This window comes from Clostridium tagluense, from assembly GCF_003865095.1.
GTDB classification, from domain to species: domain Bacteria; phylum Bacillota; class Clostridia; order Clostridiales; family Clostridiaceae; genus Clostridium_AD; species Clostridium_AD tagluense.
In genome coordinates this window covers 1-23760 of the sequence record NZ_BHYK01000040.1, presented here as the reverse complement: position 1 = coordinate 23760, position 23760 = coordinate 1, and the positions used below count along the sequence as shown (strand labels likewise).

At 32.6% G+C, this 23760-nt stretch carries 27 protein-coding genes, 1 pseudogene and 1 riboswitch; of the genes and pseudogenes, 2 read left to right on the top strand and 26 right to left on the bottom strand.

The features are described 5' to 3' along the window. Window positions 1-40 precede the first annotated feature (40 nt). The 12 genes and pseudogenes from cobK to Ctaglu_RS26585 all read right to left on the bottom strand — a co-directional run. Window positions 41-766: a precorrin-6A reductase gene (gene cobK, locus Ctaglu_RS21700; protein WP_125005682.1), complete on the bottom strand. Its 726-nt coding sequence runs from the start codon at window positions 764-766 to the stop codon at window positions 41-43. Beyond that, window positions 763-1482 (bottom strand): precorrin-3B C(17)-methyltransferase, encoded by a 720-nt coding sequence (gene cobJ / locus Ctaglu_RS21695; protein WP_125005680.1) that lies wholly within the window; start codon window positions 1480-1482, stop codon window positions 763-765. The genes cobK and cobJ overlap by 4 nt, the downstream gene beginning before the upstream one ends. Beyond that, window positions 1482-2447: a cobalt-precorrin 5A hydrolase gene (gene cbiG, locus Ctaglu_RS21690; RefSeq protein ID WP_125005678.1), complete on the bottom strand. Its 966-nt coding sequence runs from the start codon at window positions 2445-2447 to the stop codon at window positions 1482-1484. The genes cobJ and cbiG overlap by 1 nt, the downstream gene beginning before the upstream one ends. Next, window positions 2444-3199 (bottom strand): precorrin-4 C(11)-methyltransferase, encoded by a 756-nt coding sequence (cobM, locus tag Ctaglu_RS21685; RefSeq protein WP_125005676.1) that lies wholly within the window; start codon window positions 3197-3199, stop codon window positions 2444-2446. Before cobM ends, cbiG begins: the two co-directional genes overlap by 4 nt. A 2-nt stretch (window positions 3200-3201) precedes the next feature. Then, window positions 3202-3858, bottom strand: a complete 657-nt coding sequence (cobI, locus tag Ctaglu_RS21680) for a precorrin-2 C(20)-methyltransferase (RefSeq protein WP_125005674.1) — start codon at window positions 3856-3858, stop codon at window positions 3202-3204. Continuing rightward, window positions 3855-4406, bottom strand: coding sequence for a precorrin-6Y C5,15-methyltransferase (decarboxylating) subunit CbiT (cbiT, locus tag Ctaglu_RS21675; RefSeq protein WP_125005672.1), 552 nt, complete (start codon window positions 4404-4406; stop codon window positions 3855-3857). The genes cobI and cbiT overlap by 4 nt, the downstream gene beginning before the upstream one ends. Then, window positions 4393-4989, bottom strand: coding sequence for a precorrin-6y C5,15-methyltransferase (decarboxylating) subunit CbiE (gene cbiE / locus Ctaglu_RS21670; RefSeq protein ID WP_233439902.1), 597 nt, complete (start codon window positions 4987-4989; stop codon window positions 4393-4395). Before cbiE ends, cbiT begins: the two co-directional genes overlap by 14 nt. Next, complete coding sequence (gene cbiD, locus Ctaglu_RS21665; protein WP_125005711.1) at window positions 4986-6062, bottom strand: cobalt-precorrin-5B (C(1))-methyltransferase CbiD; 1077 nt, start codon at window positions 6060-6062, stop codon at window positions 4986-4988. Before cbiD ends, cbiE begins: the two co-directional genes overlap by 4 nt. Next, window positions 6055-6693, bottom strand: a complete 639-nt coding sequence (locus Ctaglu_RS21660; RefSeq protein ID WP_233439904.1) for a precorrin-8X methylmutase — start codon at window positions 6691-6693, stop codon at window positions 6055-6057. The genes cbiD and Ctaglu_RS21660 overlap by 8 nt, the downstream gene beginning before the upstream one ends. Beyond that, window positions 6678-7046, bottom strand: coding sequence for a sirohydrochlorin chelatase (locus Ctaglu_RS21655; protein WP_125005668.1), 369 nt, complete (start codon window positions 7044-7046; stop codon window positions 6678-6680). The genes Ctaglu_RS21660 and Ctaglu_RS21655 overlap by 16 nt, the downstream gene beginning before the upstream one ends. Window positions 7047-7362: 316 nt before the next feature. Further along, window positions 7363-7537, bottom strand: a riboswitch (cobalamin riboswitch). A gap of 126 nt (window positions 7538-7663) precedes the next feature. Beyond that, a complete protein-coding gene (locus Ctaglu_RS21650; protein ID WP_125005666.1) occupies window positions 7664-8956 on the bottom strand; it encodes an NCS2 family permease in 1293 nt (430 codons plus the stop codon). Between the two features lie 139 nt (window positions 8957-9095). Further along, window positions 9096-9230: pseudogene (locus Ctaglu_RS26585) on the bottom strand (4-hydroxybutyrate dehydrogenase); the annotation flags it as partial. A 420-nt stretch (window positions 9231-9650) separates the two neighbouring features. On the opposite strand from Ctaglu_RS26585, the gene Ctaglu_RS21640 reads away from it, so the two are divergent. Both Ctaglu_RS21640 and Ctaglu_RS21635 read left to right on the top strand, forming a co-directional pair. Next, window positions 9651-10010: a hypothetical protein gene (locus Ctaglu_RS21640; RefSeq protein WP_125005664.1), complete on the top strand. Its 360-nt coding sequence runs from the start codon at window positions 9651-9653 to the stop codon at window positions 10008-10010. Window positions 10011-10182: 172 nt separating this feature from the next. Next, window positions 10183-10710 (top strand): GNAT family N-acetyltransferase, encoded by a 528-nt coding sequence (locus Ctaglu_RS21635; RefSeq protein ID WP_125005662.1) that lies wholly within the window; start codon window positions 10183-10185, stop codon window positions 10708-10710. 361 nt (window positions 10711-11071) lie between these two features. On the opposite strand, the gene Ctaglu_RS25560 is transcribed toward Ctaglu_RS21635, so the two are convergent. From Ctaglu_RS25560 to Ctaglu_RS21570, 14 genes are all read right to left on the bottom strand, one after another. Continuing rightward, window positions 11072-11710: an AAA family ATPase gene (locus tag Ctaglu_RS25560; protein ID WP_185732909.1), complete on the bottom strand. Its 639-nt coding sequence runs from the start codon at window positions 11708-11710 to the stop codon at window positions 11072-11074. A gap of 132 nt (window positions 11711-11842) precedes the next feature. Next, window positions 11843-12025, bottom strand: a complete 183-nt coding sequence (locus Ctaglu_RS26525) for a DUF3990 domain-containing protein (RefSeq protein ID WP_125005709.1) — start codon at window positions 12023-12025, stop codon at window positions 11843-11845. Between the two features lie 157 nt (window positions 12026-12182). After that, a complete protein-coding gene (locus Ctaglu_RS21620) occupies window positions 12183-12593 on the bottom strand; it encodes a peptide deformylase (protein WP_125005660.1) in 411 nt (136 codons plus the stop codon). A gap of 108 nt (window positions 12594-12701) precedes the next feature. Continuing rightward, window positions 12702-12869 (bottom strand): hypothetical protein, encoded by a 168-nt coding sequence (locus tag Ctaglu_RS25555; RefSeq protein WP_185732907.1) that lies wholly within the window; start codon window positions 12867-12869, stop codon window positions 12702-12704. A 694-nt stretch (window positions 12870-13563) separates the two neighbouring features. Next, the gene (locus Ctaglu_RS21615; RefSeq protein WP_125005658.1) at window positions 13564-14682 is read right to left on the bottom strand and encodes a 4-hydroxybutyrate dehydrogenase; all 1119 of its coding nucleotides are present in this window, start codon (window positions 14680-14682) and stop codon (window positions 13564-13566) included. Between the two features lie 70 nt (window positions 14683-14752). Beyond that, the gene (locus Ctaglu_RS21610; RefSeq protein ID WP_125005656.1) at window positions 14753-16117 is read right to left on the bottom strand and encodes an aldehyde dehydrogenase family protein; all 1365 of its coding nucleotides are present in this window, start codon (window positions 16115-16117) and stop codon (window positions 14753-14755) included. Window positions 16118-16159: 42 nt separating this feature from the next. Continuing rightward, a complete protein-coding gene (locus Ctaglu_RS21605) occupies window positions 16160-16690 on the bottom strand; it encodes a 2-oxoacid:acceptor oxidoreductase family protein (protein ID WP_125005654.1) in 531 nt (176 codons plus the stop codon). Window positions 16691-16705: 15 nt separating this feature from the next. Further along, a complete protein-coding gene (locus Ctaglu_RS21600) occupies window positions 16706-17488 on the bottom strand; it encodes a 2-oxoacid:ferredoxin oxidoreductase subunit beta (protein ID WP_125005652.1) in 783 nt (260 codons plus the stop codon). Further along, window positions 17485-18618, bottom strand: a complete 1134-nt coding sequence (locus Ctaglu_RS21595; RefSeq protein ID WP_125005650.1) for a 2-oxoacid:acceptor oxidoreductase subunit alpha — start codon at window positions 18616-18618, stop codon at window positions 17485-17487. The genes Ctaglu_RS21600 and Ctaglu_RS21595 overlap by 4 nt, the downstream gene beginning before the upstream one ends. Continuing rightward, window positions 18611-18799, bottom strand: a complete 189-nt coding sequence (locus Ctaglu_RS21590) for a 4Fe-4S dicluster domain-containing protein (protein ID WP_125005648.1) — start codon at window positions 18797-18799, stop codon at window positions 18611-18613. Before Ctaglu_RS21590 ends, Ctaglu_RS21595 begins: the two co-directional genes overlap by 8 nt. Before the next feature lie 14 nt (window positions 18800-18813). Then, window positions 18814-20145: an acetyl-CoA hydrolase/transferase family protein gene (locus Ctaglu_RS21585; protein ID WP_125005646.1), complete on the bottom strand. Its 1332-nt coding sequence runs from the start codon at window positions 20143-20145 to the stop codon at window positions 18814-18816. 7 nt (window positions 20146-20152) lie between these two features. After that, on the bottom strand, window positions 20153-21607 hold the full coding sequence (locus Ctaglu_RS21580) for a 4-hydroxyphenylacetate 3-hydroxylase family protein (protein ID WP_125005644.1): 1455 nt from the start codon (window positions 21605-21607) through the stop codon (window positions 20153-20155). A 440-nt stretch (window positions 21608-22047) separates the two neighbouring features. Next, window positions 22048-22869, bottom strand: a complete 822-nt coding sequence (locus Ctaglu_RS21575; RefSeq protein WP_125005642.1) for a hypothetical protein — start codon at window positions 22867-22869, stop codon at window positions 22048-22050. 208 nt (window positions 22870-23077) lie between these two features. Next, window positions 23078-23557, bottom strand: coding sequence for an ECF transporter S component (locus tag Ctaglu_RS21570; RefSeq protein WP_233439901.1), 480 nt, complete (start codon window positions 23555-23557; stop codon window positions 23078-23080). Window positions 23558-23760 lie beyond the last annotated feature (203 nt).

Genomic DNA, 23760 nt, shown 5'->3' with positions numbered 1-23760 from the left:
TGACCCAACCTCTCCAAATACATATTTTATATTAGTCCAATCATAAAATCATGGCTAGCAATTTATCCATATCATCTATTCCATCCTCAAATCCACGTCCAATTACTATAGGGGTAATCCCACATTTAAAACAAGCCTCTATTTTCTCTGGTGTTCCCCCAACGCTTCCACTATCCTTCATAACAACATAATCCGCATTATATTCCTTAAATAAACTAATATTAAGATTTTCAGAAAAGGGTCCTAGCATCCCAATAATATCCTTCATTTTAATATTGTTATTAACACACTCCTGAATACTAAATATTGTGGGAAGTACCCTATATATAAATCTCTGCTTATCTTTTACCTTCTCAAAATCTTTTATATTCTTAATCCCAGTTGTAAATAGAATATGTCCCTGAACTCCTTTTAAAAATTCAATACATTCTGATATGGTGTTAACATAAACAACATTTTCAAATTCAGTTTTTTTACGTACAAATCTCAAGTATTTAATTTTAACCTTATCACAAGCAAGTCGTGCATTTTCACTGACTTCAATTGCGTAGGGGTGGGACATATCTATTACAGTATCAATGTGTTTTATTTTGATAAATTCTAGCATTTCTTCATAATTCATTCTCGAAACCACAACATTCTCATGTTCATCGTCTATTACCTCACTGCCACTATAGGTTGCAACTGATATAATATACTTAAGTAACCCCTTTATTTTAGATATTAAAATAGTGCTTTCTGTGGTTCCTCCAATAATCCATATCAAAGGTTGTAACCCCTTGGAGTTATGATTTTACCATCTTTTATATAGGTTTTGCTATTACCAATAAGTACAACTGTCATCATATCTATAAATTCAAAATCCACAGTGTCAAGAGTTACCATTTTCCTATCATTACCTTCTCTACCTGCATTTTTTACAAGCCCTACTGGAACTTCTCCGTTCTGATACTTTCTTATTATTTCAATTGCTCTTTTTATTTGGATTTTTCGGCCCCTGCTCTTTGGGTTATATATTGCTATTACAAAATCAGCACTTGCTGCCGCTTCAAGCCTTTTTTCAATAACCTCCCAAGGTGTAAGTAAATCACTAAGGCTTATTGTGCAAAAATCATGCATAATAGGTGCTCCCAGCTCTGATGCAGCACAAAAGGCAGCACTAACTCCTGGAATTACCTCAACTTCTATATCGCCAGCTAGTTCAAGTATTAACCCAGCCATACCATAAAGCCCTGGGTCTCCAGTGCTTATAATGCAGGTATCAATTCCATTTTCAACTTCCTGCAAGGCCAATTTGCATCTTTCAATTTCACCCTTCATACCAGTTGAAATAATTTTTTTACCTACTATTATATCCTTTACCAGTTCTATGTAAAACTTGTATCCAACCACTACTTCACATTTTTTTATTACATTTGCCGCCTTATATGTAAGATTATCAAGACCACCAGGGCCAATACCAACTACGTAAAGTTTAGCCATTATTTTCCTCCTTTAGAAATAGCAATAGTTATCCCATTTATTGCAGTTCTACCAACTATTATTTCTCCACCAGAAATATACGCGCAGGGCTCACATACTGAAGATACTCCAATTGTCTGCTCAACAAATGTGCTTTTATTAAATCTACCCTGAACTACCTTAATAGCTTCCCTTGAAATTACCAGCATTTCACATTTTAAATACTGACAGGCATCTATTATGCCTTTTTCATCCTGCTTTACATCAACGGTTGCAATTTGTTTTATACTATTTATACTTAAATCATTATCAATAAATACTGTCATTAGCGCATGAATTATCTCGTCCATGGTTTTTCCACGTCTGCAACCTAGTCCTACTGTGATATTTTTAGGTCTTAAAATGCAACTAGGTTTATCATAATTAATATGGAGTTTTGAACAAACAAATATTGCTCCTGCTTCATGATGCTCTACAATACTTCCATATCCTATTTTAGCTTCAATTTCAGATTGGATCTTTATATCTTCTCCAGAAATCATCATAGATGTTATTTTTTTTGCATCGCAAAAACTCTCAATAAAAAGATTATTTCTTTTTGCAAACATGTCAACTGCTTCTATTCCTCTGCCATCTGAGGCGGTTGTAATTATGGCTTGGCATTTAAGACACTCTGCTATGCTGTCTGCAAGCTCATTTGCCCCACCAATATGCCCTGACAAAAGACTTATTGAGTACCTTCCCAGGTCATCCACCACAACTATCGCAGGATCAACAGTCTTATTTTTTATAAAGGGCGCTGATATTCTAATTGCAATTCCTGTGGAAGAAATAAAAACAATTCCATCATAATCCTTAAAAATACTATTTAGATTAATTTTGTAATTTTCCTTAGAGTATATATGTACTTCATAATCTGAGGAGTTTTTTATTCTCTCTGCAATAGCTTCTCCACTCCTTGTAAAGTAAAGACAGGCAATTTTCATTTTACTCCCTTTCGGAAGGCATGGGTAAATCCAGGATGGTATAATAATGAGCGTTCATATTCTCCCTCTATAAAGTATCCCACTAAAATTTGAGAAAAATTCCCTATCCCCTCAGCTTTTACTTTTTCAGCTATATTGCCAAGCCTCCCCATTACAATTTTTTGCTCTGGCCAGGTAGCTTTATAAACAACTGCTACTGGAACATCGGAACTTCCATAACCCTTAATAAGTTTTGCAACTACATTTTCAATATCTTGAACTGATAGGAATATAGCCATAGAGCATTTATGCGAAGCAAGCTTTTCTAAATCCTCCTCAGGTGGCACTGGTGTTCTTCCTTCCATTCTAGTAATTATTACAGTTTGGCTTACATTTGGAAGAGTAAATTCTTTTTTAATTGCCGCAGCACTTGCCGTAAATGAACTTACTCCTGGAATAATACTATATTCCATATGATGTTTATCAAGTTCATCCATTTGCTCCCTGATTGCTCCATAAATTGATGGATCTCCAGTATGAAGTCTTACAACTATTTTATCACTGTTTTGCTCACTTACCATTACTGAAATAACTTGTTCAAGAGTCATTGAGGCACTATTATATTTTTGGAAATCACTTTTGCAAAATTTCAAATGTTCTTCCCATACAAGAGAGCCTGCATATATAACTATGTCTGCTGCTTCTAAAATTCTTCTTCCCTTAACTGTTATTAAATCAACATCCCCTGGTCCTGCACCTACAAAATAGATCACTATTATTTCCTCCTTGCATATATCAAAGACATATAATCGTTGTCTTCAAGTATTTCTGATTTTTCATATATTAATGTTTCATTTTCTTGTGTACACCTTTTCACACAAACATATTCAAACCCATGTTTTGTTAGTTTATCCATTATATCTAATTTGTTTTTTATTATCTTAAGTACACAAACTGTATCAACCCTCTTAAGTATTTCCTCGTCTAGAGTCCCATCTGCAAGGTAAAAGCTTTCATCCCTTAGGGTTAGTGGCAATGAAAGTCTTGATGCTGCTGCATTAAATGAAGTTATCCCTGGAATAGTTTCCACATTAAGATCCATTTTTTTAAGCTGAAACATCAAATATAAATAAGTACTGTAGGTCATTGGATCACCAAGTGTTAGGAATACTCCAACTTGGCCCTCACCCAGTATTTCATCTATTTTAATAGCTGCATTTATATATCTTTCCTCATTGTCTTCACCCATAGGAAACTCAATTTCAATAACCTTCTTATCTGCAATATAATCACTAACTATTTTTCCTGCAAGACTATTTCCCTTGCTACTTGGCAAAAACACATAATCACAACTACGAATTAGATTATAACCCTTAAGTGTAATTAGCTCCGCATCCCCTGGCCCTACTCCTATTCCATAAATCTTTCTCATATTTTTCTCCCCTTAACTATATATACAGGGTTTTGACCCTTCATAAGTCCGAGTCTATCCATAACTGCACATTGAATAAGTCTAACCTCAATATCCTCATAGCTTAACTGCTTTAACAAATTTTTAAATTGGATCATATTATCAGGGATAATAAAATTCCCGCAAATAAGTCCACCACTTTGTTGCTTTTCACTTACAGCGCAAACAATATCATGAAGTTTTCCACCACTTCCACCGATAAAACATTTATTAAAACCGTAAGTACCGGAAAGTACCTCTGGAGCATTTCCGCCTATAATATTTACGCTTGTATTAAACTTTTCAGCATTTTTAAAAATAAGCTCTAGTCCTTCAGGTTCCTTCTCAACTGCAAATACTTTTGCGCCAAGTACCGCTGCCTGAATAGATATTGAACCACTTCCTGCACCAATATCTAAAAATACATCTTCAGATGATATATCAAGCATTGCAAGGGTGAGTACCCTAACCTCAAATTTAGTCATAGGAATCTTTCCACGTATAAACTCCTCATCTCTAAGCCATTTCATTTTCTATCACCACCACTGATATATTCCCTGCTATTTCTATTTCGCCACCTATATCATTAATTAATATAACTTCCTCATCATAAGAAAGGTTATACCCAGTATATATTTTTCCAATTACCCCGAGTTCATATAATCTTTTTGATATAAAATTAGGGTTGTTTTTGCTATCCGTAAGTATCACTGATAGCCTACTTTCAATAACTTTTGAGAGACTTTCTTCTCTTCCATGAAGACTTATAAGTAAGGCATCCTGCCAGCTCTTTTTTAGTTTTGACATCATATATTGGAAGGAAGAAATTCCTGGTATTACCTCTCCAACTACAATACCCTTCTTTATTAGGTAATCTATAATACCGAAAAAACAAGGATCCCCTGAGGCAAGTATTGCTGTATTTACATTAGCATCTAAGTTTTCTATTATACTATCAACCCTATTTACTTCAATAACATCATTTACTAAAATTTTTGCGGTGCTAGCTATTCTTCCAAATGCAATAACCCTATCTGCAGATTTTATTGCATTTATTGCTTCCATTGTAAGATAATTTATATTTCCTGGCCCCATTCCAACAACTTTAATCATAGCTTCCTCCCAAGTATTCCATAGTCCATTGAATACATAATTACATGGATGCTAAATTCATCATCCTTAAGATATCTTTTGATTCTATCACTGCAGCCAGCTATCATATTATTTATCACAACAGGATAATTGCTATCTATTATAAGCTTAAGTGCCTCTTCTGAGGTTTTACATTCATTAACAGAATTTATTAGTGTAAGGGGTGCGCTGTTTAATGCAAGATAATAAACAAAAGCTTCAATCCTAACATCACAAATCTTACTATGTGTATTAAAGGCTCCAATGGATAGCTTGCATAACTTTCCAATATGACCCACAAGGGTTATTTTATTAAAGCCCTTATTTTTAGAGTAAAGCAACATATCACCTATAAAGTTTGATATTTTTATTTTAGCTCCCTGAAGATTTAAATCTTCAACAACTTTTTCACCATAATTTCCAAGAAACAGCACTATTTCCCTTGTACCCTTGTCATAGGCATCATCAATTTCTATATAAATACTTTTTTTAAGCGCATCTTCAGACATGGGCTCAACTATTCCCTTTGTTCCAATTATGGATATACCATCAATTATACCAAGATTTGAATTAAAGGTTTTTTTAGCTATTTCTCTTCCCTTTGGTGCGTAAATCAATACATTAAACCCACAATTTGACACCTTTAATAATTCATCTGCAATCATTTTCCTTGGGACAGGATTTATTGCCGCTGTGCCACTCTTTCCCCAAAAACCACTTCTTGTAATTCGGCCTATGCCCTCTCCTCCATCAATGAGGATCTTAGAATCCTCTCTTTTAGACACTCTTGCGTATATCTCTATTTTGTCCGTAGAATCAGGATCATCTCCTGCATCTTTAACAATGCAGCAATATGCATGATCTTTTTCTATATGAATGTCCAAGAGCTTCAATGTAAGAATGATTCCAGCTGGAGTATCTATACTTATATTTTCTAATTTTTCTCCACTTAGCAACATCTTAGCTGCAGCCTTTGCTGCCCCAGCTGCGCAGCTTCCAGTTGTATATCCACATCTAAGACTTTTCCCATACTTTATTACGTAGTGATCATTCATCGCGATTGCCGTCACTCGCCATATATATTAATGCATTTACTATAGATGCTGCCACGTTGCTTCCGCCTTTTGTACCTATTGTTGTTATTGAAGGAACATCAAATCCCCTAATATATTCTTTAGATTCTGCGGCCCCAACAAATCCAACGGGAACGCCAATAATAAGCTTTGGTGCCACCTTATTTTCATTTATTAGCTCACCAATTCTATATAAGGCAGTGGGAGCATTACCTATTACAAAAATATCAACTTGGCTTCTTGCTGCATAATCCATAGACGCCATGGATCTTGTTATGCCCTTTAACTTTGCATTCTTAAATATTTCCTCGTGTCCAATAAAACATTCCACGGTGCAGTTTAGCTTTTCAAGTGCCCTTTTATTTATTCCAGAAAATGCCATAGTTGTATCAGTTACAATTCTGCACCCACCCTTTATTGCCTTAATGCCTTCCTCTATTGCTCCTGATTTTATACTCACTATGTTTTTGTAATCAAAATCTCCTGTGGTATGTATTGTTCTTTCCACAACCTTAAGCTCCATGGGGCTAAAATCATGTTCCCCAAGCTCAGCCTCAATTATATCCATGCTTTTATACTCTATTTCCATAGGTTTTTTTAAATACATGTTAATTCTCCCTCTGAATTTTCCTTAAGGATATCAGCAATTATCTTATTGTATCCGATTGGTCTTGCCAATGATATTTTAAGGTCTACATACTTAGCTTTAACTTCTTTCAAAATTCCAGGAATATCATCTTTAATATGAATTCCGCAAAAAAGAAAATATGGAACAACTACTATATTGCGAGCCCCATTTTTATACATAATATCAATTGTATCCGGTATGTTTGGCGCACATAACTCCATAAAACACCCCTCTACATTATCTTCTACCTTTAACTTAAAATTTTCTAGCACCTTATTAAAAACCTCTAGTGCATCTTTTGATCTACTTCCATGTCCAACAACTAATATACTCTTCATCTATTTACTCCTCTCAACTGAATTTTCAACCTTTTAAATCATCATCTGCGATGCTGCAATTAACGACTTCAGAAGGAGATCTAGATTCCCACTGAAGTTTTATTTTTACTTTAGCACGTGACCCCCACTTATAGAAGTGGGAGACTTCCTTCTGAAATGTCGTTAAATTACTATAATCAAAAAAAATAAAAATACTCGACCTGCAAAAGGTCGAGTAAAAGATTTTATAAAATAAAATGCCTTCACATCCCATGTGAAAGCAATATAATGCAAGAAAAAAGCATGTATAATTGCCATCCCTTCCCTCCGTAGGATAAAGCTGTATATCATCTAGGCAGGTCTCCTGGCTTACGGGTCACTCTCCTCCAACCTTCCCAGCGATTTGCCAGTGGTATAGATTTGTCTCCGTGTACAGTAGCGGGGGCTGCAGTGGATTTAGACCACTTTCCCTATTAAACCTTTAAAAGGTACCTTAGATAACTATTTATTAAGTTATTACTGTTATTATAGCCTATATTTGCCTTTATTGCAACACCTGTGTAATATTTTAATATTTATATAAGTCTCTATATAAAATCCTAGCCCTACATGCACAATTGTAGGGCTAGGATATAAAATTATAAGCTTAATCCACGTAATACAAAGTAAATTAAAAATATTAACGAAACTAAATACATAGTTAATGAGACTTCCTTATGTTTTTTAGCAAATATTTTTGCTAATGGATAAACTATAAATCCAAAAGCTATTCCATCAACTATACTATAAGTCAAAGGAATTAATGCTATTATTAAAAAAGCTGGAAAGCTTTCTGAGAAATCTTCGAAATCAATATTTATAATGTTTTTAATCATTAAACCACCAATAATTATTAATATTGGAGAAATTGCTGCATTTGGAATTATGGTTATTATTGGGATGAAAAACAATGAAACTAAAAATAATAATCCTGTTAAAAATGATGTTAATCCAGTCTTTCCACCAGCAGCGATTCCAGCTGCGCCTTCAACAGTAGATACTGAAGGACTTGTGCCAAGTAATCCACAAAATACGGTAGAAAAAGCTGTAGCACGCAATGCCTTGTTTATTTTTTCAGGCTGCTTTAACATACCTCCAACTTGTCCATGTAGAAGTCCTATATTTTCAAAAACTAATACTAAGGTAAGAGAAAATGTTGCTACCCAAAATGGTATAGTACCAATTTTTCCAAAATTCATTGTGAAAAACAAATCATTATATGCTGAAAAATTTGGAAGCCCAAATTTTATTGCACCTAAATCTACGATACCAAATGCTATTGATGTTATAGTGCCTAGAAAAATGCTTATTAAAAATGCACCAGGTATATCCTTTAAAAATAAGCATAAAGTAATTATCATAGTAATTAAAAATGCTAAAACGTGAGGATCTGTTAATTTTCCGAGTTGGACTAATGTAGTTGCACTCGAAACTATTAGACCACCTTTTTGTAATCCTATAAATGTTATAAATAGACCAATACCAACGGTGATAGCTTCTTTTAAACTGTTTGGAATAGATGTTGATAAGATTTCAGATAATTGTGTAAGCGCTACCACAGAAAATAAAAATCCAGCTATAACTACAGAAGCTAGTGCTTCGTGATAGTTAAGTCCCATAGCTCTTACAATAGTATAAGTGAAAAGAGCATTTACACCCATACCAGGCATTATTATCAGAGGGGTATTGCTAATAAAAGCTACTAGTAAGCAACCCACAAGTGAGGCTAATACAGTTGCAATTATTTGAGCATCCATAGGCATTCCTGTATCACTTAATATACTAGCATTTACAACTACTATATAAACTGATGCGAAAAATGAGGTTAGTGCTGCTGTAAGTTCGGTTTTAAAGTTAGTGTTATTTTTCTTTAGTTTAAATATTTTTTCCATTTTGTCAATCCTTCTTTTAATGTATCCCTCTCCCACCCACATCAAATTGATGCAATAGGATTATATCACATAATATAAATTAGTAAAGGCAATATTTAGTTGTATCATGAAATTTTATGCAATAAACCTCTTGTTCCTATTAAAGAATTTCACCATGAGGTACCTGGTACTTTCCTATTAAATGATAGGATAGTGTATGTACAGATCCTCCATTTCCAAAGGCTATGCCAACATAATTACTCCCTATTAGAAAGTCTTCTATTATCTCTTTTCTATACTTCTTACCATTTTCACCATAGCCTTAGGGAGATTCAAATAAATAACAAGTCAACTTTAATTTAAAATTTAGGCTATGTTAAAGAGTAGTGTTGAAAATCATATACACAATTATAGCCAATATTATCCTTTTGTTGTATAATGGAGTTAATTTGGACTTGTAAAATATTATGATACAAAAAAGGAGTAAATTATTAAACCAATATGGGGAGTTTTAGTTCTTATACTTTTATTAATATAAAACCATATGGAAATAATTGTATATGATTTATGATCTTATTTTATACAACACAACTCAAGGATGTTTAAGGGTGCGACGTCCTGTAGCACTCTGAGTCACGAGACGTGTGGCTTCTGAGGGTTTTTACTTTACAGTAGTAGAAATATAAAAATTCATATTAACTTGGGGGGAATATTTGTGGTTAAGACAATAAAAAAAATTAGTTGCATGTTTATAATGTTATTTTTAGTATTTGTTGTTTTTATATTAATGGCTCAAAAATTTGATTGGTCAGTTGATTCTGCTGTTATACCTTTCTTTCTTATAATTTTTATATTAACTGCATCATGTATGCTAATAGTTTCAATATCAGGGATACTTGAAATTATTAGCAAAGACGGTAAAAAGAGTTTTTGTAAAAAAATTATTAAAAAGTGGCTATTCTTTTTTGTTGTTCTGTATGTAGCAGCATTTTTAAAAAATGATGTAAATATTTTAATAGTTTTAGGTTCATCAGTTGCATTTGCAATTTTGAGTTACTATTATACAGCAAAATGATGAGTACTCTTGGCAAATTAATTATAAAGTCTAGATTAATTAGTATAATATAACGTAACAAAAATGAATAAACACAATAAAAAGAATAGTTATAAACAATCTTTCCATTGTGTTTATTTAAATTTGATTGGTATAATAAGACAAAATTTATTTATATAACAGGAGGGGAAATATGTTATTTAACGATATAGAAACAGAAAGATTATTTCTTGAAAACATATCCATTGATGACAGAGATTTTATATTTAGCCAATTTTCAAATGATATAGTGACTAGATACTTATTTGATAGAGAGCCAGTAACTGATATAGAAGGTGCAGATGAAATCATTACATTTTATATACAGCCTGAACCACGATTGCAACACCGCTGGGTTATAGTGCGAAAATCAGATGGTATAAAAATGGGTACATGTGGGTTTCATTGCTGGAATCAGAAAGAGTACGCAGTTGAAGTGGGCTATGACCTCAAAGAACAGTTCTGGGGAAATGGTTATATGCAAGAAGCCATGAAAGAAATAATTGCATTCGCCATGGATGAGATGCACATAAAAGAGATAAGTGCATATATTTCTATTGACAATCCAAGGTCAATCCGTCTTGCAGAAAACCTTGGTTTTGTTTTATCAGGTTCAAGTTATGAATTGTTTAGAGATAAGAAATACTTGCATAATAGATACTCGCTTTATCTCACCAAATGAGCATATTTTTTAGTGCGAGTTAAGTCGAAACATTCTACTATGACGCAATAAAGGCAGCCTTGAGAGGTTGCCTTTCAATTTCAACATTATTCTTAAACAGAGCCAAAATTTAAAATTTAAAATTAAGGATAGTATATTTGGCTTATTATTTATTCAGGAGTTTATTTTATGCTTATTATTAAAACTAGAGAAAGAAAAAGGGAGAAACCAAGCCGACCAAAGCAACGCTCTCCCTTTAAAATAAGATTAAAAAATTCTTATAAAACTATTATTATGATAAGATTTTTTTCACAATTAGACTGCTCAAGATAACCAGGGATTATCTGTTTCGTTTCCAATATATGGATTAGAATCCGACTCCCTAGAAGAAACTGAAAACAGTTTTACCATCAATTATTTTTGAAATAACCTTTAATAACTTTTCATTTAATGGTGATATTTCTTTAGTTTCTGGAAGTTCAGCATTGGTAATGCTATCTACATAAGTTTTATCAAAGGGCATATCATACTTGTTATTCAGCGCTAAAAACCCTTTTGAATGTGACAACATCTCCTTTGCAGGAATGAATAATGCTTTTTGTTCTTTATCAGGAAATCCTATTTCATAAGAATATTCATCTTCACTTTCAACATCAATATTCTGTATAGTTTTATTAGTTGATTTATTTATAAAATTAATATGTAATTCACCCATTAAATACTGCTTATCCTTTATAATCCCATCATCTTGTGGTCTAACTAGCAATACTAGTGGCTTTATGTGTTTTGTAAAAAATTCACCCTTTTTTAATGCTCCAACAAAATAATTACTAATACTATCAATATCTCTATTACCTTCGTTAGACATTTCACAGGCTGCATATATGCACTTTAATAAATGGGTTTTTCCAGTACCGTTTTCACCTATAATTACATTGATACCCTTGGAGAAATCTAAATGTTCTTCTTTAAAAACAGTGAAATTCTTAATATATATATATCTTTTATGCTCAATAGTCATCACACCTCAACTTTCTTTTTATCTCTATTTTTATTTAGCCTTTTGCATGGCTTAACGCGTCGTCTACTACCATCATTATTCCATCATTTCTTCCTTGCATATTTTCCTTTTCCCATGCCTACCATGTTAACCTTATTCCAATAGCTTTCCTTCTAAATAAGAGTACTTTAAGTATTCTGGATTACTGTAGTATACTGATATATTAAAGTCTGAAATTTCATCACTAATAAATGATTGAAATACTGCAGCTTGTTCAAAATTATTAGTACAGTAAAATCCCCACGAAAAATCTTTTGTATATCTATTTTTTCTTATCTCTGGAAATTATTCTAATATTTATACAAGTCTCTACATATTTTCTTAATATAATCTACAGTCATTTCCACATAATTATTTTGAAGCAGTCTGCCGTAAATATTTTATATTTACGCAACAACCTTTTCTTATTATAAGTACTGTTTTAATTATTCAATCAGATTATTATACCTTCAAAGTGATCCATTTCATGTTGAATTATTTGTGCTGTAAATCCAGTAAACACTTGCTTTTGCTTCCTAAAATTTCTATCAAGATACTCCACCTCTATCATTTCATATCTCTTTGTTTTTCTAAAGCCAATTAAAGATAAACAACTCTCTTCTGTTTCATAAAGCTTTTCTTTCTTTAATATAACTGGATTTATCATAGGTACAATAAGGTTGCCTACAGTAAACACTAATATATGCTTTTTTACTCCAATCATGTTCCCAGCCAATCCAACACAATACTCTAAGTTTGCTCTTAATGTATCTACTAAATCATCAATTACTACTATATCATTTTTAGTTGCATCTTCTGATTTTTGTTCTAAAAACAATATATCTTTTACAATTGGTTTTATCATAATTTATACCTCTTTTTCAGTTATATTTTTTATAAAAAATAATTTTCTAATAAATTTTTTTATATTATAAACATCAGCCATTTCTTTTACTTAATACACATTCTTAGCTCAAAAAGCTTTATCATCTATTATTATTGTTTTACATGTACATACCTCTGAAATTAATCGCCTAATAGCCCATTTTATGCCAAAAATAAATAGAATAAAAAGAAGAGTTGGAATACCAATTAAAATGAAAATAACATATATTACAGAAATACTATCATTATAATTCATAATGTAACCCCCTTTTCTTCAATAATTGCATATTTATAATAACGCCTTATATTATTATTGTGACGTTGCATAAGAATAATAATTATATAATTCAATAAAAATTAGTCTTATCCATTTACTAAAAAAATGTTATAATTCCAGAAACAAAGATTACAAATATTCCACTTATAATTAACAAAATTGATTCTCCTTTTTTGTTCTTAATATATGAGTAATATCCATTTGATATATTCAAGATACCTAATAATAGTAATGCAATTGGCATTATGATTTTTATATTAATGATATTAAATAAACCTAAAAGCGATAATATAATAACTATTGCTGAAATTAATATTTTTAATTCTTACATTTTTTTTGACTTCCGATTATAGCAATAACCAGCATACTTAAAAAACATTAATTCCATATTTTTTCCTCAAGAATAATAATTGTAGTCTACACCCTTATTCTAATCTCGTCCACTTTCATTATACTTCAATTTTTAACACTATATCTTTATTTTACCTATAATGTTTCTTTAATTTTCATCCATTATTTAAACTGAAACCCTTCGCTCTCAATCACTACCTTAACAAAAAAAGACAGCAAAACTTAATTACAAAGTTTTGCTATCTTTTTAAATTATCACAACTCCACATATTTTGTATATGGAAACATATTCCCTTTAAAGAATAGCCCACACATCAACCTACTATTTATACAACCCCCTATATACACCCCTAATATCCTCCAAGCTCATTTCCACATAATTATTCTGAAGCAATCTCCCTTGAGTTTCTATAACACCTTGGCTAAATATTTCTATTTCCTCTTCCTTCATGCCATACTCATTTAGATTCTTCCTTACTATTAGGTTCTTTAGTAGCTCTTCCAATGCCTCATATGCTTTTTCTTCTGGCACACCAAGAATATCAGCTATAAATTGATTAACCCTCTTGATCTTTCCATTTGGATTACTTCTATTATAGAATTTGAATACTTCTATAAAAAATGCATAATTTGCTTCACCATGAGGCACATGATACTTTCCTCCTAAGGGATAGGATAGTGCATGTACAGCTCCAACTCCTGCATTTCCAAAGGCTATGCCAGCATAGTTACTCCCTATAAGAAAGTCTTCTATTATCTCTTTTCTATAATCTACACCTTTTTCTATTATAGCCTTATAACCATTTATTATTATCTTAATAGCCTCAAAGCTAAACATTTCGGTGTAAGCATTTGCTTTTGGGGATACTAATGACTCTATAGCATGTATAAGCGCATCTATTGAGCTATATACAAAGAATTCATAAGGAAGTTCGCGCACAAGTTCTGGTATTAAAACTGCATAATCAGCATATAGCTCGTCTGTGGCAAGCCCCATTTTTGTACCTTTTGATTTTATTTCTGTAATTGATATATTTGTAACTTCACTTCCTGTTCCACAGGTTGTAGGAACTATTATAAGCGTCTTTTCCTTTACTATAGGTATCTTTTTTTCAAAAAGCTCTTTAGTTGTTGTTACATCCTTTAATATTAATATTTTAGCAATATCTATTATAGAACCTCCGCCTATTGCAACAACTCTATCTATTTTCTTATGCTTTATTTCCCCTATTATCTTATCTATTATATCATCTGAAGGCTCTTTTAAATTGTAGTCTTCTTGAAATATATAGTTACAATTTATATTTAAAGTTTTAAGGAATCTTTCATATAAAAATTTGTTAGTGAATATTAAATCCTTTTCCCCTAGTTTAAATTCTTTAGCAAACTCTAAACAATTATTAAATTTACATATCTGTGGTTTAACTTCTAAAAGTTTCATTATTCCCCTCCTGCATTCCTAATATCCGAAAACAGCTGACAATTGTCAACTATCCTCTGTTCTCCGTAACCTAATTCCAAATTTCCTCGTCTGTTAATACTTTTGCATTTTCATTATATAAACCTATTCTTGAAATATTTATAAGATGCTTATAATCTAAGTTTTCTGAAATACTGTTATTTCCCCAGGAACCACATCCAAGTGTAGTTGTTGGAGCAAATCCATTTTTCGCTCCACCACCTGCGCAAGTTGCTGATGGTTGATTAACTACTAATCTACTTACTGTTAATTTATCACCAGCTAATTTAATATTTTCCATACTATTTGAATGTATAGCGCAAGAATGACCCTTTCCTTCTACTTCTAAATTACTTTGAGCTATATGGATTGCATCTTCAAATTTATCATATTCAAAGGCAACCATAACAGGGCACATTTTTTCTTTACATAATAGATCCTTGTCCCCATATCCCCTAGCCTTTAAAACTATAACCTTAGTTTCCTTTGGAATATTAACTCCAGCCATATTAGCTATAAATTCAACACTTTGACCAACTATTTTTCCATTTATAATCCCTTCAGGAAATATTACCTTTGCAAATTTTTCGATTATTTCTTCATCTTCTACATAATAAGCTCCATTTTTCTTAAAGGCCTTCATAATTTCACTAAATTTTTCTTTTGGTGCTATTATAGATTGCTCCCCTGAACATATTATTCCATTGTCAAAAGTTCTTCCTTCTATAATCTTAAGCACAGCCTCCTCTATATCTACATCTCTATCAATTATACATTGAACGTTTCCAGCACCAACGCCATAAGCTGGCTTTCCACTACTATATGCAGCCTTAACCATTCCCATTCCGCCAGTTGCAACAACTGCATCTACCTTCTTCATAAGATCATTTGTAAGCTCTATAGATGGTTCTTCTATAACCTGAATTAAGTGCTCTGGAGCACCTAACTTCTTAAGTTCCTCATTGAATAAGTCTACTACATATTTGGCACATTTCTTTGCTCTTGGATGAGGAGCTATTACTATTGCATTTCTCCCTTTTAATGCAAACATTGAATTACACATAGGTGTTACTATTGGATTAGTACATGGAGTTACAGCTCCAATTATGCCCATAGGCTTAGCCACTTTTATAATTGCGTTTTCAATATCTTCTTCTATTATTCCAACTGACTTCTTATCCTTTAAACTTTTCCATATCATTTTTGACTTTCCTTTATTTTTTGCTACCTTATCATTGTAAACGCCCATTCTAGTTTCATCTACAGCCATTTTTGCTAATTCTTCTGCTCTATCATATACTACTTTTCCAATGGCCTTTACTACTTCATCTACTTGACCTTGAGAAAATTTTTCAAATTCCTTTTGAGCCCTTCTTCCCTTTTCCATTAGTAAATCTACATAACTTTTTGTTTCCATGTTTAGTTCCCCCTATCAATCTTTGTAATTTAAAATTTATTGTTACGCTAAAGCTTCAACCATAGATATCCCTTTATTAAAAGCTACCATATTTTTATCCAAAGTGGCTCTTGGCACGTTTTCACTTATAGCTTTCTTTAAGCTTTCATAATCAACTAATTTTGTTACTGCTGCCAAGGCTCCTAAACATAACATATTTATGCTTTGAGGATTCTTAAGCTGCACTTCTGATGCCTCTATTAAAGGTAGTTTAATGCAATTACTATCTCCTTCAATATCTACAGTTTCATCTACAATTACAACAGCACCTTCTGCTGAATTATTTTTAAACTTGTCATACCCACTTTGACTTAAGGCTAAAATTATATCTGCATTGTCTACCCTTGGATAAGATATATCTTTATCCCAAATTATTACATCTGCCCTGCAGCATCCACCTCTAGATTCCGGTCCATAGTTTTGAGTTTGAACAACATGCATTCCTTCCAGTACCGCAGCTTCTGCCAGTATTATTCCTGCTTTAACTATTCCTTGTCCTCCAAGTCCCGTGAAAATTATTTCTCTTTTATCCATGATTAAGCTTCCTCCTTAAATTATCACCTGAGTGCTAATATATTTTAAGTACTGCTCTACATATTCATCTTCATTTTCATCCTTGAAAACTCCTATTTTAAGTTTTTCATTTTCTGCTCCACCATTTTTAAGAACATTTATCATATCTGAAGGCTTCTTTAATTTATTTCTTCTTCCATATTGAACGGGGCAAGTAGTTAGTGCTTCCACCACTGAAAATCCTTTTCTTAAAATAGCACCTTCTATAGATTTTACTAAGTGATTGTAATGCGCTACTGTACTTCTAGCTATATAAGTTGCTCCTGCTGCATCACACAACTTACATATGTCAAAATCTCTACAAAGATTTCCACCTTCTGACGTAGTTGTTCTTGCATCCTTTGGCGTTGTAGGTGAACATTGTCCTCCTGTCATTCCATATATATTGTTATTGAAAACAATTACAGTCAAATCTATATTTCTTCTACAAGCATGTATTAAATGATTTCCGCCTATAGCGGTTGCATCACCATCACCAGATATTACTATAACCTTCATTTTAGGATTTGCTAGTTTTATTCCTGTAGCATAAGGTATAGCTCTCCCATGTAATGTGTGTATTGTATCAAAATTCATATATTGAGCTGCTCTCGATGAGCAGCCTATGCCCCCTACAATACATATATCCTCTTTGTTTATATTTGAAGCATCTATAGCCTCAACTAATGCTTTTAATATTATTCCATTACCACATCCACTACACCATATATGTGGCAATTTATCTTTCCTTAAATACTTATCTATTAGCCCTTGATTCATCTGTGCTCTCCCCTTATGGCATTTACAATTTCACTTGGCTCAAATATTTCACCACAATACTTATTTATTCCAACTACTTTGCACCTGCCTTTTGATATTCTATCTATTTCATTTATAAGCTGTCCTGCATTTAATTCCGGTACAAATATATTCTCTATATTATTTTCCTCTATGATTTTTTCTAATTCCTTGTCTGGAAATGGGCATATAGTATAAGGTATAAATAATCCTGTGTCTTCAAGGTTTTCTCCTTCTACTAATTCCTTGCATACTCTTGCTACAGAACCAAATGAAACTATTAGATTTTTGCAACCCTTTGTTTTAATATCTTCATATCTAACTATGCTACCCCTATTATTTTTGATTTTACATAAAAGTCTAGTTATAAGATCTCCAGCTACCTCATTTGAATTTGATGGATATCCATATTCATCATGGCTAAGTCCTGTAACGTGAAAATTGAAACCCTCACCTATATTTGCCATGGCCGGTACCATATCTTTTGTAATCTCATAGGCTTTGAATCCATTTTTATTACAATAATCTGGCTTTTTCCTATCAACTATTTCAGCCTCATAATCCTCTAAAGATATACTTTCTCTCATATGAGCAATAACTTCATCTAATAGCAGTATTACTGGGACTCTATACTGTTCTGCATAGTTAAATGCTTCTATAGTTAATTTATAAATACTTGATACACTTATAGGTGTTATTACAATAACTGGGTGATCTCCATGAGTTCCCCACATGCTTTGCATTACATCACCTTGTGATACTGATGTTGGAAGTCCTGTACTTGGACCTCCTCTCATAACATCTACTATTACGCAGGGTACCTCAGCCATTGAAGCGTATCCTATAACCTCTTGCTTTAATGAAAATCCCGGTCCACTTGTAGCTGTCATTGATTTTAAGCCTGCTAGTGAAGCTCCAACTACTGCTGCCATACCTGCTATCTCATCCTCCATCTGGATAAACTTGCCACCTACCTTAGGCAATTCTACCGATGCTATTTCAGCAATTTCACTAGCAGGACTTATTGGATAACCTGCATAGAACTTCATTCCAGCTTTTATTGCACCCGCAACGCAGGCTTCATTTCCTTGCATTAATACCATATTACTCATTTTTGTCCCCTCCTATTGTTATAGCAAAATCAGGACAAATTCTCTCACATATACCACAGCTTATGCATAAGTCTCCCTTTTCAACTGTTGCTTTTCCAAGGCTCATAACTAAAACCTTTTTAGGACAAAAATCTATGCAAAGCTGACATCCTTTACAATACTCTTCTTTTATATAAACCATCTTTTTATCATCCTTTACTTATGAATCTTATAATATATAAAATAATCAAATTTGCTATTAAATCTTCTTTCCCACTCTTTAATTAACTCTCCCCTAAATTTAGGATGAGCTATATTTATTAAAGCTCTACCTCTTTCTTTTAATGTCTTTCCTCTTAGTTCTGCTATACCATACTCCGTAACTACATAATGAACATCTGCTCTTGATGTTGTTACTGTAGCTCCATTATCTAAAAATGGAACTATTCTAGAAACAGTACCTTTAGAAGCTGTTGATGGAACTGCTATTATCGCTTTACCACCTTTAGATCTATTTGCACCTCTAATAAAATCTACCTGTCCTCCCACTCCACTAAATTGCTTAAGTCCTATAGACTCTGATGCTATTTGTCCCATCAAATCTATTTGTATACATGAATTTATTGATACCATGTTATCATTTTGACTTATAACATATGGATCATTTACATAATCAACAGAGAACATATCTATCATTGGGTTATTATCTGCAAAATTATATAGTTTCTTTGTTCCCATTAAAAATGTAGCTACTATCTTATTTTTATGAATTGTCTTTTTCCTGTTATTTATAACTCCAGCTTCTACAAGGTCTACTACTCCATCTGATATCATCTCTGAATGTATACCTAAATCCTTTTTATCTTTCAAATTTAGAAGTACAGCGTCTGGCACGGCACCTATTCCTAGTTGTAATGTGGATCCATCCTCTATAATAAAGGAGCAGTTTCTTCCTATTTCATTTTCTACTTCTCCTATTTCGCCTTTTTTAAGTTCCATAATTTCATAGTCGGCCTCTACTATGTAATCTATATCTTTAACATGTATAAAATTATCGCCCAGTACTCTTGGCATCTTCTTATTAACTTCGGCTATAACTATGTCTGCACACTCTGCGGCTACTTTAGTGTAATCATTTGAAACTCCAAAGCTACAAAAACTATGTTCATCAGGCTCTGAAACTTGAATTATAGCCACATTTACCTTTAAATACTCTTCTCTAAATAATCTTGGGATTTCTGAAAAAAAGCAAGGTGTGAATTCTCCTCTAGCACTATTTATAGCTTCTCTTGTAGATGCTCCAGCAAATAAGGAATTATGCTTAAAGTGATGAGCCATTTCTTCTCTTGCATATGTTCCTTTTCCCATCCCCACCATGTGAACTATTTCTACATCTCCGTAACTTTCCTTATTTTCAATCATTGCATCTATAACTAGTTTAGGTTCTCCAACTGCATGACCAATAACTACCCGATCTCCAGAGTTTATTTTTTGCGAAGCTTCACTAGCCGTAACTATTTTTTCTTTATATACCTCTTTCCACTCCATAAGAATTTCACTCCTTAATTTTTGCTATAGCTTTAGCTAATTTTTTCTTTTTGTCTAAATTACCTTGTCTCCATATCATTATTCTTTGAGCTTGTGGTGAACCAGCACCATGCATTGACTCAGTTCTATAACCTACGGCAGCACTTCCTAGCGTTAAATTTTCTATAAGTCTTAGTATTCTTAATCTATTTTCAGTTGGTACACTAGCTACGCCCTTTAAATATTTTTCTATATATGGTCCTATCTTAGGATCCTTAAGGTCTTTCTCTGATGGCATTGTCACCATTAACCCGCCTGCTATATCTTCTGCAAGTCTTGCTATCTCATAAGGGAATCTTGTTATATTTTGTTTACAAACATTTGCTAATAATAAATCTATTTGATAGTTTCCAGACTTTGTAGCAGAGCCTTCGCAGGAACAGGCAATACCACAGCTATATAGGGTTTCATTTAAGTGAATCATCTCTATAAGCTTATCTTTTATGTGAGATGCCTTATTTGCTCCATTATAATCAGCAGCCACAGCAGATGCTCCTATAAGTACATCTCCAACCCCAACTTTACATCCACCATAGCTTTGTCTATGATATCCTGCAAATCTTTCTACAAGCATTCCTGAAAACTCTACTTCTCCGTTTAAAAATATTCTTTCATTTGGAACAAATACATCTTCAAATATAGTTAGGGTTTCATGTCCTCCAAAAGTACTGTTTCCTAAATCTATCTCTGCTCCCTCTTCTAACTTTCTTGTATCACAAGATTGTCTTCCATATATACTAAAGATACCTTCTGCATCAACTGGCACAGCAAATGCGATGGCAAAGTCCTTATCATCTGGCCCCATTGCTATTGTTGGCATAACTAATATTTCATGAGAATTAACCATTCCTGTTTGATGAGCCTTTGCTCCTCTAACAACAATTCCATCTTCTCTTCTCTCTACAACTCTTAAAAATAAATCTAAATCCTTTTGTTTACTTGGAGCCAGAGATCTATCTCCCTTAGGATCTGTCATTGCTCCATCCACAACTAAATCCTTTTCTTGAACGTACTCCATGTATTTCTTGAATTTTTTATGATAATCAGTTCCATGAGCTTCATCAATCTCAAAAGTAGTACTATATACAGCATTAAAAGCATCCATACCAACACATCTTTGAAAACATGCTCCTGTATTTTGACCGCATAATCTTTGCATTTTAACTTTGTTTATTAAATCATCATTGCTTTTATGAATATGACAAAATCTATTTACCACTTTCCCTGTTAAACTTGATGTAGTTGTCATTAAACCTTCATATTCATTTTTCTGTGCAAGTTCATAAGTCATAGCTACTGAATTTAATGATGGTCTTATCATTGGATGATCCACAGGATTTTCTATAAGCTCTCCAAATAAATAAACCTTTTGTTTTAAGTTTCTTAAACTATCAATATATTCTTCCCTTGTCATTAATGGCATAATATATTCCCCCCAATTTCTCTTGATGTATATATACTAAGCAATAGCCGTGCCAACTATAGGATTTACTATTCTTTAATAGCTTGACCCTTGACAAGTCTATGTTAAAATCTTATTTATAAGGTTTTCATAGTTTTACTTACCTTATAATCATTTTACTTAATTGCAACTCCTTCTTAAATTATTGAATCAAATCCTTCAAATTAGCCATATTCAAAAATGCATACAGTGCAAATTTGCATACTTTAAGTCATAAAAAATATTTATTATTATCATAATCTACATCCTTGTAATTATCATTATTTCATCAATTACATTGCCTATCCTGTGTAGAATAGTTATATTCTTCTCCTGCGAAAAAACAAGCCCCTTAGCATTTCTGCTAAAGGGCTTGACAATAATACTAACCATATTTGTATTTTATACCTATAGTAAAGTTTTTAATACCATCCGCTGTTAAAGTTACATTTACTAGTTCCAACTGTAGCAGCCTTAACTGAAGTGTCAAATACTTTTGTACCGTCATCAACATTTACCACTATTGTTTTCCAAGCTTCATATGATCCTTTTTTTATACCAGCTTCATAATTTTTCCAGGTTGTTGAATTAACTGTGTTTATATGTACAATTACCACGTAAGTTCCTGCTTCTTTAAATGTGTATGATGGAGTTTCGGTATACTCTTTAGCTCCACTTGACCATAATCCTGTTGTTGGATTAAATATAAATAATCTATAAAGGTATGGTCCTTTAATCCCACCGATGTTTTCTATTCCGTTTAATTTAACTGTTAAACCCTTAGTTTCAACTTTAGCGTCGCCATTTGCATATACTCTGTTAGCATTATCTCTAGTTACACAGTTTAAACTTGCTATATAGAAAGTATCGTAGCCTTTCTCGTTAACACTTGCTACTCCTGCCCTTTTTACCCAAATTGAAAGTTTATATTTTCCTAATTTAAATGCGCTTGTTTCTGGCAAAACATATGGAGTTTTAGCATCTACTGCTTCCCCATATCCACTTGTTAATTCGCTCCATTTTTCACCATCAAAAATGAATGCTTTGTATTGTACTAGCCCATCATACTCTGAAGTTATTGTAAATTTTTCAGTATCTCCTACTACTAGTGGTGAATGGTCTACTCCAAGATAATTTATTTTTGGAATTAAAACTGTAGCTTTTGCTGTACCATTTCCTAAAATTCCAGCCATTACAAATATTGCTACCATAAATATGCTTAGTGTTTTTTTAATTTGTTTCATGTGCTTTATACTCCTCTCATTTTTTGTTTGATTTTTAATATTTCTTTAAACTATCTCTAATCAAATATTAACCATAGTTTAAAGTTTTTCATGTTTTATATAATATTTATTTTGATAATATAATGTACCTTTTTTAGTTGAATTCATCATAAATTACCTAAAATAAGGATTACTTATCACAATTTTTTTATCTTTGATGGATTTAAATCTATGTATCTATAAGTCCATATTTTATTTTAATTCGTTCCAGCTTTTCTATCATAGATTGCGAAATTACATACAGAAAAAAAACTGTAGCAATAGCATGAACCATATCAAACCAAAAACCTGATATATAAGTTGCAATCAGTGCTTTTAATGAAAAATGTGATGTGAACATTAAAAGTGAACCAATATTTATAATTCCTCCATATATAAAGAATGTACTAATTCCTCCAAACACACATAAAGATAGCTTTGTTTTTTTTAGAATTCCCATTTTAAATAATATACCTGCTACAAATCCAATTATTCCAAAACAAAACATTTGCCATGGTGTCCAAGGACCTTGACCAAAGAAAAAGTTAGATACAAACCCTGAAACTGCCCCTACAAGAAATCCTGATTCTGCTCCAAAACACACCCCTGTTATAATTACAATAGCCACAACAGGTTTAAATTGAGGCAACAATCGAATAGAGGCTAACAATTAAAATGTTTCGCCCCTTTCACAACACCGTACGTACCGTTCGGTATACGGCGTTTCATTAGTTTACGGTTTAACGTGGCTATAATAATCCGAAAAGAATATGTAGTTACGTCTCTTTAAAGTATCATTTGTTAATGAGCGAGTCATAATTGGGCTGTTGGAAATTCTCCAATAGCCTTTTCTTGTGTTTGCGAATTCCAATG